Raw genomic sequence first — 9,630 nt, 5'->3', positions numbered from 1 at the left:
TGCCAGAACTGCTCCATGCGGGAAACGAGCGAGGGGTCGTGTCTGCGCATCTCCTCGACCGCCCGGCCGGCCTCGGCGATCTGGCCGGGGGTGGCCCGTGGACAGCCGGCCACCGCATAACGCCACCCGCTCGGCCATGCCGACGAGTCCGAACCCCGGCGCGCTGGTCTGCCTCGCCAGACCGTCGTCGATCACCTCGACCTCCACCGCGGCCGGCTCGTACGCCAGACGCACGCCGGCCTTGGCTCTGACGGCGTGCTTGCGCGTGTTGGTCAGCGCCTCCTGCACGATGCGGTAGACGGCGTGGTCCACCGCGGCGGGCAGCTCGACGGGCTCGCCGGTCACCGTCAAGTTGGCGGGCAATCCTGACGACCTGGCCTCCTTGATCAGTACGGGGAGACGCGCCGCGCCCACCCCCGTCGCGGCGTCCGGTCCTTCGTTGTCGTCGGCCCTGAGCACGTCGAGCAGGCGGCGCATCTGCGACATCGCCTGGCGGGCCGTCTGCTCGGCGCTCTCCAGAGCGTCCTTGGTGACCTCCTGCCCGGGTGGGAGTGTGGCCCGTGCGCCGCCGACCAGGGCGTTGATCACGGTGATGTGGTGGGCGACCACGTCGTGCAGTTCCCTGGCGATGCGCCGCCGCTCGGCGCGCACGGCGGCGTCGGCGGTCTCCTGCCTGCTGCGTTCGTTGAGCTCGGTCCTGAGCCGGACGATCTGGCCGACGGACACGGGCACTGAAACGGCGAGCAGGGACCACAACCAGTCACCCGCCGTGACGCGGGACAGTTCCGTAGTGATTGCGTAGACGACGAAGAGGGTTGCCGATGCGATCAACGTCGGGCGGCCGGTCGCGTAGCGCCCCAGGCTGTAGTACGCGACGATCGATGGCAGGCTGGTCACGCTGGAGACGGGCAGCAACTGCGTCGCGATGCTTACGACGTCCAGTGCGGCTGTCAGCCCGGCGGTCAGGATCGGCCGGCCACGCCTCATGAGCAGGCACAGGGAACCCACCACCTGGAGCCCAGCGGTCAGCGTCGCCCGCGTCTCACCCTGGGCGAGCAGGGCGATCAGGCCCACGAGCACCGGGACGGGGAGCACGATCACCAGCGTCGTGTCGAAGACCCGGGGGCGTCCGAAGAAACGCACGATCCTCATGTAGTTTCGGGCCTCGCGCACGCTGAAATTCTCCCTGAGTCATGTGACTTCGCCGTGCACCTGGCGGCAACGCGGTGTCTGTGCTGCGGTGGCTAGTCGAAGGGGATGCCGTCGAAGGTGCCGGACAAGGCTGATCGGGTGGAGAACGCTGTCCAGGTCAGCGTCACCTCGTGGGTGCGGCTGCCGGTCTCGGCCCTGAGGGTTGCGGTGGCGCGGCCGTCCTGCGTGAGCTTGATCGGTCCGCTGACCCGCAGGTCGCGTACGAACCGCACCCCGTCGAGCGTGATGTCCTGGCCGAAGGTGACCTGGCCGCCGCGCAGCCCTGGCTCGTTCGGCAGCCCGAAGTAGTAGAAGGCGTGCGGATTGCGGCGGGCGGTGGCGTCGGCGGCGGTGGCGAAGGCGGCCGCGAGGATCCGCCGCTGGCCGCGGCTGAGCTTGCGAGCCGGGTGCGGCGCCACGTCTCTGAGTTTTGGGGAAATGCGCCGACGGCACGGTAGTTCTCGCCGGTGCATTTCTGGTCGACCACCTGCTTGGTGGTCAGGAAGGTACGCAGCATGCCGCGCACGCAGTCACCCATCGGCGACGGGAAAAAGGATTGCGCGTGCATCCCGAACGGGACCCGTATGACGGTCGCGTTCGGGAAGACCTGAAGCGAACGCGCTACCTCTGCGGGGCGGTTGACGTCGAAGTCCCCGGCCACCACCAGAACGGGGATGTTGGGCAGCGCCTGTCCGGGCGGGCGCGGCGGGCTGTGTCGCGGGGTCGGCCAGTTGATACACCACTCCTGGCCGGCGACCGCCTCGGTGGGGAAGAAGTCGGTGGGCTGATAGGGCGCCATCGGGCGTTCCCGCTCGTAGTACCGCTCGGCCTGCGCTTGGCGCTCGGCTGCTGATACCAGCCGGTTGAAGGGGAAGGAGCCGTCGCCGCAGCGAAAGCCCAGATATCCGGCAAGCCACGGAGGGGTGAACGGCGGGATGGTCTTGGGGATCAGCCGGGCCAGGCGGCGTAGTGGAGCCGGGTCACCGTTGAGGTAGGCGTGTGCGGCCGCGACGTTCTCCCGGCCGAGCACCGCTTCGGCTGGCTCACGTAGCGTGAGTGCTTGCTGCATCGTCACCTCCGGGTCGGGCTGCTCCCGCAGCCGGTCCACCAGCCTCGTCCAGGCGCCGGAGGCTTTGCCGGGCAGCACGTCGCATGCCTTCGAGCGCCCGCAGACGAGATCGAGGTAGTCGAGCCGGGCGTCGAACGACCAGTCCGCGTATCCGTCGCGGCCGATGACCATGGTGCTGTCCAGGAAGATCGCGTCCAGGTTGTTCGGGTACCGGGCCGCATACGCCTGGGCGTACAGGGTGCCGTAGGAGTTGCCGAAGTAGCTCATCGTGCCCAGGCCGAGCGCTCGCCGTACTGCGTCGAGGTCGTGCGAGGCCTGGTCGGCGGTGAAGTACGCGCCCCGCGCGCCCACGCTCTTGGCGCAGGCGGCAACGGTCTCCGGCTTGAAAGGGTCGGCGCCCGAGCACAGCAGCGGCGAGGACTTGCCTATCCCGCGCGGATCCATGACCAGCAGGTTCTTCCGGTCAAGGACAGACCCGAGAACTTGTTGGACCGCGGGTGTCTCCGGCAGAGCCGGTTGTGGCCCGCCGCGGTTGGCCGCCACCGTCCCGTCGGCGTCCTTGGCCGGGATGAAGGTGAAGGCTACGGAGATACGTTCGGAGGAGGGGTTTCCCCAATCGAGGGGGACCTCGATAGTGCCGTCGCAGCGTTTGGTCGCGGTCGCGCACTCATGCAGTTCGGTCGGAGGCGTCGGTGCGCCGGGCAACAGGGCCGTGGCCAGTACGAGTCCTAAGGCTTTTTCGATCATGCCGACAGTCTCGTTTCCAGTGCTCCGGGTTTCGTCGGCCTCTCGGAGGATCCGCTCTGGGACCCTGCTCCCAGAGCCGTCAGCGACCGTGCGACGATCTCGGCACAACACCCCTGTGGTGACGGCGAGCCGACAGGCAGCAAGATCATCGAGGTCCGCGTCCAGTATCCCAACCTGCGCACCCCCAGGCTGGCGACCACATCCGATCCGTATGCGGTCGCGACAACACCGGGTCGGAGACGATCGCCCGCGGATCCGCTGGTCAGACGCGGCGGATAGGGAAGTCATCGCTGTTGACCGGGCGGACGCAGCCGGCCGGGCCGTACGACGGCCAGAGCCGGTAGGCGCAGTTGTAGCAGTCGGTGTATTCGGCGACGTATGCCGCGTAGTTCTCCGCGATGATGGCCCGCCCGACCTCTGCCGCCTGCCCGTAGCTTCCAGCGAAAAACAACGTTAAGGCACATTGATCAGCTTCGTGGGCCGGCCCGGTAGCGTTTCGGTCCGTTTGGTGCCGGTCGATACCTAACCGAGTGCCGGCGGGTGCTCGGCTGGACGGCGTCCCCAGGCTGAGATCAGCGGCGCGAGTGTCAGGTCGAGTTTGCCCGCGTGGATGGCGGCCAAGTGCGCGTCGATCTCGGCGTCGTCGGCCAGGCCTGCCGCGAGCAGCTCGCCGCGCACGTGCCGGATGGTCGCCGCCTCCAGCCGGTCGCAGGCCAGCCCGCCGACCGGGAAAGAGCCCGCCGCGGCGACATCCACCAAGCCGGCCTCACGCAATGCCCGCGGCAGTGTCCGGCCGTAGCGCAGGTCCGCGCCGCGGCGCGTCAGCAGCTCCCGGACCGCCTCGCGCAGCCGGTTGGCCCGCCGCTGCGCCGGGCCGCTGTCGTCCAGGCATGCCAGTGGCTGCAGAGCGGTATCGGCGTCCTCGACCAGCAGCCAGCCGCCGGGCCGCAGCGCCGCCGCCATCGTGGCCAACGCCCGAGCCCGGTCGGGTACATGGACCAGCACGAGCCGGGCATGCACCAGATCGAACGTCCCCGGCTCCGGGGGCGGATCAGCGGCGACGTCGTGCCGGCGCACCTCGTACCCGCCGCCTGCCTTCAGCCACGACGGGTCGATGTCCGTGGCCAGCACGTGCCCGGTCGGACCGACGGCCGCCGCGAGCGCCTCCGGGATACTGCGGCCACCGGCCCCCACCTCCCAGCAGCGCGAGCCAACTTTGACCCCCAGTCGATCGAAGTGCCCCCGCGTCACACCGTCGAACAGCTCGGCCAGCCAGACGAATCGCTCGCCCGCCTCGGCGCGCGCGTTGTCCAGCAGGTACCCGCGGGCGGGGGCGGACTCTCCACCGAGCGCGGTAGTCCCGCCTATCGGATTCGGTCGGCCACCGACGTGCGGCGGGCGGGGCGAGGAGGTCATCACTACATGGTCACCTCCCCGGACCACCAGCGCCACGACGACGGGAGAGGGATATCTCACACAGCCGGCGAACCCCGCACGTCCTACAGCACGGTTCCGCACCGTGACGCGCCGGAAGGGGGTGGAGGGCTGGCGGTCTCGGGCGATGAAGATGTACCCCTCCGACTTCGCCGCCGCCCGGAGCCCGGTGCGCCTGACGCGCCTGGCCGGCGCTGGAGGCGGTGCTGTCGGGCAAGACCATCGATTGGGACCTGATCGCCCGCCACTACGACCAGATGATCAAATACGCGACCGCGCTGCGGCTGGGCACCGCCGAGTCCCACCAGATGCTGCGCCGCTTCGCCCACGGTGGCCCCAAGCACCCCACCTACCAGGCCATCGAGGAACTCGGCCGTGTGATCCGGACGATTTTCATCTGCGACCACCTCGCCGATGAGCAGCTGCGCCGCGAGATCCACGAGGGCCTGAACGTGGTGGAGAACTGGGACTCGGCCAGTAAGGAGCTGTTCTACGGCAAGGCCGGCGATCTGACCGGCGATGACCGCGAGCACGTCGAGGTCTCCGCCCTGGCCCTGCACCTGCTCGCCGCGACCACCGTCTACCTCAACACCCACCTGGTCCAGATCGTGCTGCGGGACCCGCCGTGGGCCAAGCGGCTCACTGCCGCCGACCGGCGCGGCCTTTCGGCGCTGTTCTGGACCCACCTGAACCTGTACGGCCGCTTCGAACTCGGCATGAACAATCACCTGGACCTGGCGGCCGACGCCGTTCCCGGTCCGCAGGACCGGTGAGGCGGCCAGGCCGCCGCCGCTGTCCGGTCACTCCATGGCCGGGGACTGCGAGCCATCGCCCAGAACCCGGTAGACGCTGGCCACCGAGGGGTGGCGCCCCTTGTTGGCCCTCCGCTCGGGTCCGTGACACCAACCCCAAAGTAACTCTCGGTAACCGGAGTAACTGCCAGTCGCTGCGGATGCTGCCACCACATCAGCATCGACGGGCACTACAGCTTTCACCTACCCGACCTCGGCGGCAGCCACCGTCCGTTGCGTGACCCGGACGCCGAAGACGACGCACAGGGCTTGCCGCTGGCCGGCCGGGATCGGCCGCTGCACTGGGCGATCAGCCGGACCAGCCATATCCGCCCGATCTTTCCCCAGTACTACGGGGATCCCACCTCGACATCGAGGGTGTGCCCGACCCGAACACGTCCCCTGGATCGACCCGGCCCATCCGGCCTGACGGACGGCCAGGTGTCAGCGGCTTCACCGCTCAGAAATCCTCCGCCACGTCGTCAGTTCTGGTAGCCCCTCGCCACCCGTGGAAGGATTGACGACCATGACCGACGCCAGACTGCCAGGCGACGACGAGGCCGCGTTCATCGCGGCGGCCCGCTCAAATGACGCAGCACAGTTCGCGCTCATCACGGAGTGCTACCGGCGTGAGCTGCAGGTGCACTGCTACCGGATGCTCGCGAACTACGAGGACGCCCAGGACATGACGCAGGAGACGTTCCTGCGGGCGTGGAACAAGCGGGAGTCGTTCAAGGGCCACGCTGCGCTGCGGACCTGGCTGTACCGGATCGCGACGAACGCCTGCCTCGACTTCCTGGAGAAGCGCAACGACCGCACACCCGTGCCTGCCGAGCTGCCGGGCGCGGACTCGGAAATGCGCTACCTGCAGCCCTACCCGGACCGGATGCTCCCGGAGGACCCGCAGGAATCGGTGGTGGCGCGGGAGACGATCGAGCTGGCGTTCATCGTCGCCGTTCAGCACCTGCCGCCGCGGCAGCGGGCGGTGTTCATCCTGCGCGACGTCCTCGGCTGGCCGGCGTCGAAGGTCGCCGACGCCCTCGAGCTGACCGTCGCGTCGGTGACCAGCGCACTGCAGCGGGCGCGCGTGACGATGCGCGAGCAGCTGCCCGACCGCCGCCTCGACTGGCGGAGCCCCGCCACGCACGAGCTGTCGAATGACGAGCGCGGCGTGGTGAAGTCGTATATGGACGCCCATGAGCGCAACGACCTTGACGGGCTGATGGCCCTGCTGCGCGACGATCTGCGCTTCGCGATGCTGCCCGAGCCGGGCACCTTGATCGTCACGGCCAAGGACGCGGTGGACGGCTGGGTCTCCAGTGGGCTCTTCCAGCGCGGCTACGACGACTGGCGCTGCATCGCCACGACGGTCAACCGCATGCCTGCCGCCGTGCTGTACCTCCGCAGCCCCGACGACCCGGAGTACCGTTTGTTCAACATCGCGGTCCTGCACATCGTCGACGGGAAGATCGCCGAGCTCACCGGATTCGACGCCACCGACAAACCATGGCTGAGCCTGCCCGCGACGCTGTGATCAGGCAAGTCCCCATCGGGGACGGGTCCAGCGCACGGGCCGGCGTCACCGTCGTCCTCATCTTCAGCGAGTCGGTCAACAGCTCACTCGGAACCCAAGGAAGGGCCGGGAAAGGTTCCCTCATCGCCGAGGGTCACGGTGAGCACGCCAGGAAGGATTTCGACCTGGCCTTACGGGCCGAGCATTCGGCCCGTGCTCATCGCCTCGTCTCGTATCGGGTCAGCAGCACGCCGCCGGGAAATGTCCGCGTCTCGACCAGGTTCAGGTTCACCCAGCTGTCCAGCACGGTGAAGAACGGCGTGCCGCCGCCCACCAGGACCGGATGGGTGACGATCACGTACTCGTCGATCAGCCCGGCCCGCATGGCCGCCCCGGCGAGCGTCGCGCCGCCGATGTCCATCGGGCCGCCGTCCTCGGCCTTGAGCCGGGCGATCTCGGCGACCGCGTCGCCGGTGACCAGGCGGGTGTTCCAGTCGACCTTGTCGATCGTCGATGAGAACACCACCTTCGGCATGTCCCGCCAGCGGCGCGCGAACTCGATCTCCGCCGGTGTGGCACCCGGCTGCTTGTCGGCGGTCGGCCAGTGGGAGCTCATCGCCTCCCACAGCTTGCGCCCGTACAGCGCCAGGCCCGTCGCGTCCACCCGGTCGGACCACCACTGGAACAGCTCGGCGCTCGGCGACGAGTCCGGTCCCTCCCCCCCACTCCAGCCAAGGTCGTCGCCGGGCGCGGCGATGTAGCCGTCCAGGGTCACGTTCATGCCGAAGATCAGTTTCCGCATCGTGCCAGCCTCTCGTGAGTCGATCTCACACGTACAGACGGGCGCGGCGCGGAAACCTAATCGGTGCGTGATCTGCGTCCGCAGGTAGTCCTCGCGTTCCGGACTCAGCACGGCGTACTCGGCGGGCTCGAGCACCACCGACCGGACCTCGATTTCACCCTCGCAAACGCCTGGTCACACAGCTACAGCGCCGGGCCCTCTCACCGCGCTGGAGATCGCCAAGCAGTTCCCGACGCTGGGCATCTCGCTCGGCGGCCAGCGGCCGCACGTGCGCCGCAAGATCCGCGAGTATCTACCTCCCTACCAGCGCCGACGCAGCTAAGCGTTGTTTTCAGCCGGCCGAGCGCCTCGGCCGACACCCGGGCGTACTTGGCCAGTGATCGCACCGAGGTGTGCCCGGACAGCGCCATCAGCATCGGTGTGGAGGCGTCGTCCTCGGCGGCGTGTGTCAGGCCGGAGTGGCGCAGCTGGTGCAGCGTGTACGGCCCGCCCGGTAGGTCGGTGGTGTGCTGTTCGAACACCTCCGCTGCCCGTCGGTACGACAGCCGGGCGCGGCCGGTGCAGGAGGCAACGTCGACCAGCGCCACCGAGGGGCGCGCCTTGCGGTCGGTGAGAAACACCGGGCCGGTCTTGCGCCCGGCCAGCAGCCGGGGCAGCAGCCGAGCGGTGCCGGTCTGCCACACGATCACATCGCGGGCGCCGCCCTTTCGGGTCACCACCGCCCGCCGGTCCGCGGTGTCCAGGTCCGGCACGTTCAGCAGCAGTACCTCCTCGGCGCGGGCGGTGGACTCGTACAGCAGCGTCCACAGCACCCGCTCCCGCAGCGGCACGTCCAGTTCGAGCACCGTGGCCACCTGCGGGCGAGTCAGCGCCTTGCTGTTGTCCGGCGGCACCGGCCGGGGCCGCAGCCGCACCAACGGATCCCCGGCCAGCCACTCCTGCTGGCGCCAGTAGCCGCACGCCGAGCCCAGTGCGGTCAGCCGGGTGTTGAACGTCTTCACCGAGCAGCCGCCCCATACGAAGGTGAACCAGCCGGCCACCCGGTCCGGGTCCAGCTATGCCACGTTGGTGTCCGCGCCGAAGTCGCGCACCATTCGGTCCAGCGGGACCGCGTAGCCGCGGCGGGTGTTCGCCACCGCGACCGTGTCCAGGAACGTGGCCACCGCGTCCGCCAGCCGCACGGCCGGCGACGGCGCCCGCTCTTCGCCCCGAGGCAGTGCTGTCCGTGGGCGTGAACAACGGCGGCCATGGCCAGGCCTCGGCTCTGCCGGTCGTTGCGGACCATGTACGGGATTTTGAGACCACGAGCAGCCCATGGCAGGCTCATGCCGCATGATCGATGAATTCGCGAAAGACAACCTGCACGGGAGACTGCGGCGGGACCGCAAGGCGCTGCTCTGGAAACTCGACGGCTTGTCCGAATACGACGCCCGCCGACCTTTGACAGCGACCGGGACCAACCTCCTCGGCCTGGTCAAACACGTGGCCACCGTCGAGGCCAGGTACTTCGGCGAGGTCTTCGACCGCCCTTCCCCGGAACCGCTGCCCCGGTGGCAGGACTCCAACGGCAGCGATCTGTGGGCGGCCGAGGACGAGACCCGCGATCAGATCATCGGGTTCTACCGGCGCACGTGGGAACACTCGGACGCGACGATCAACGAGCTTCCCCTCGACGCCCCCGGCCACGTGCCGTGGTGGCCGGAGCCTTATGCCGACACGAACCTGTTCGCCGTCATGGTCCATGTCCTCGGCGAGTCCATCCGGCATGCCGGGCACGCCGACATCCTGCGCGAGGGCCTCGACGGCCGGACCGGGTTGCGCGCCGAACACGAGAAGCAGATCGACGAGGAAGCCCGTGCAGCCTACTGCGCGAAGATCGAGCAGGCCGCCAGGTCGGCCGCACCAATCAAGGCTTAGTTAGACATACCAGGCAGCCTGACATCAGCTGCGCGGCCAGGTGCTCGACCACGGCCCACGGCACGTCCAGCGGTCGTCCGGGAGGAACCGGCCGATATGGCGCACGGTGCACATCTGAAGGGCGAACCCGAGCCGACTGTGGTCCCCGCGCCGCTTCGCGATCAGC

Annotated in this window: 10 protein-coding genes and 1 pseudogene; 3 read left to right on the top strand and 8 right to left on the bottom strand. The window is 69.1% G+C overall.

The features are described from left to right. The 4 genes from ACWDS7_RS43235 to ACWDS7_RS43220 all read right to left on the bottom strand — a co-directional run. The coding region (locus tag ACWDS7_RS43235) for a sensor histidine kinase (RefSeq protein WP_451934021.1) at positions 1–1,173 on the bottom strand (1,173 nt) is incomplete at its 3' end. Between the two features lie 142 nt (positions 1,174–1,315). Then, positions 1,316–3,007, bottom strand: coding sequence for an alpha/beta fold hydrolase (locus tag ACWDS7_RS43230; protein WP_451934020.1), 1,692 nt, complete (start codon positions 3,005–3,007; stop codon positions 1,316–1,318). A gap of 262 nt (positions 3,008–3,269) precedes the next feature. Next, positions 3,270–3,458 carry a hypothetical protein gene (locus ACWDS7_RS43225; protein WP_451934019.1) on the bottom strand — a complete coding sequence of 63 codons (189 nt, stop codon included), beginning with the start codon at positions 3,456–3,458 and terminating at the stop codon, positions 3,270–3,272. A gap of 71 nt (positions 3,459–3,529) precedes the next feature. Next, on the bottom strand, positions 3,530–4,423 hold the full coding sequence (locus tag ACWDS7_RS43220; protein WP_451934018.1) for a methyltransferase domain-containing protein: 894 nt from the start codon (positions 4,421–4,423) through the stop codon (positions 3,530–3,532). A gap of 212 nt (positions 4,424–4,635) precedes the next feature. Between ACWDS7_RS43220 and ACWDS7_RS43215 the strand changes: the two genes are divergently transcribed. Continuing rightward, complete coding sequence (locus tag ACWDS7_RS43215; protein WP_451934023.1) at positions 4,636–5,214, top strand: Tn3 family transposase; 579 nt, start codon at positions 4,636–4,638, stop codon at positions 5,212–5,214. A 544-nt stretch (positions 5,215–5,758) separates the two neighbouring features. Continuing rightward, complete coding sequence (locus ACWDS7_RS43210) at positions 5,759–6,766, top strand: RNA polymerase subunit sigma-70 (protein WP_451934017.1); 1,008 nt, start codon at positions 5,759–5,761, stop codon at positions 6,764–6,766. 196 nt (positions 6,767–6,962) lie between these two features. On the opposite strand, the gene ACWDS7_RS43205 is transcribed toward ACWDS7_RS43210, so the two are convergent. The 3 genes from ACWDS7_RS43205 to ACWDS7_RS43195 form a co-directional block, all read right to left on the bottom strand. Further along, on the bottom strand, positions 6,963–7,547 hold the full coding sequence (locus tag ACWDS7_RS43205) for a dihydrofolate reductase family protein (RefSeq protein WP_451934022.1): 585 nt from the start codon (positions 7,545–7,547) through the stop codon (positions 6,963–6,965). Between the two features lie 200 nt (positions 7,548–7,747). After that, the gene (locus ACWDS7_RS43200; protein WP_451934016.1) at positions 7,748–8,587 is read right to left on the bottom strand and encodes a tyrosine-type recombinase/integrase; all 840 of its coding nucleotides are present in this window, start codon (positions 8,585–8,587) and stop codon (positions 7,748–7,750) included. Between the two features lie 15 nt (positions 8,588–8,602). After that, positions 8,603–8,728 (bottom strand): hypothetical protein, encoded by a 126-nt coding sequence (locus ACWDS7_RS43195; RefSeq protein WP_451934015.1) that lies wholly within the window; start codon positions 8,726–8,728, stop codon positions 8,603–8,605. Between the two features lie 151 nt (positions 8,729–8,879). On the opposite strand from ACWDS7_RS43195, the gene ACWDS7_RS43190 reads away from it, so the two are divergent. Then, on the top strand, positions 8,880–9,464 hold the full coding sequence (locus tag ACWDS7_RS43190) for a DinB family protein (protein ID WP_451934014.1): 585 nt from the start codon (positions 8,880–8,882) through the stop codon (positions 9,462–9,464). A 25-nt stretch (positions 9,465–9,489) separates the two neighbouring features. On the opposite strand, the pseudogene ACWDS7_RS43185 reads toward ACWDS7_RS43190, so the two are convergent. Next, positions 9,490–9,630 (bottom strand): annotated as a pseudogene (locus tag ACWDS7_RS43185) (DUF4158 domain-containing protein); the annotation flags it as partial.

Source organism: Streptosporangium sp. NPDC003464, from assembly GCF_053588315.1.
The sequence above is the reverse complement of the archived record's forward strand: the minus strand, read 5'-3'. Positions and strand labels throughout refer to the sequence as shown.

Coding starts and splice junctions, on each gene's coding strand:
- ACWDS7_RS43190 (WP_451934014.1), top strand. CDS start 8,880: ATGATCGATGAATTCGCGAAAGACAACCTGCACGGGAGACTGCGGCGG.
- ACWDS7_RS43210 (WP_451934017.1), top strand. CDS start 5,759: ATGACCGACGCCAGACTGCCAGGCGACGACGAGGCCGCGTTCATCGCG.
- ACWDS7_RS43230 (WP_451934020.1), bottom strand. CDS start 3,007: ATGATCGAAAAAGCCTTAGGACTCGTACTGGCCACGGCCCTGTTGCCC.
- ACWDS7_RS43205 (WP_451934022.1), bottom strand. CDS start 7,547: ATGCGGAAACTGATCTTCGGCATGAACGTGACCCTGGACGGCTACATC.
- ACWDS7_RS43220 (WP_451934018.1), bottom strand. CDS start 4,423: ATGACCTCCTCGCCCCGCCCGCCGCACGTCGGTGGCCGACCGAATCCG.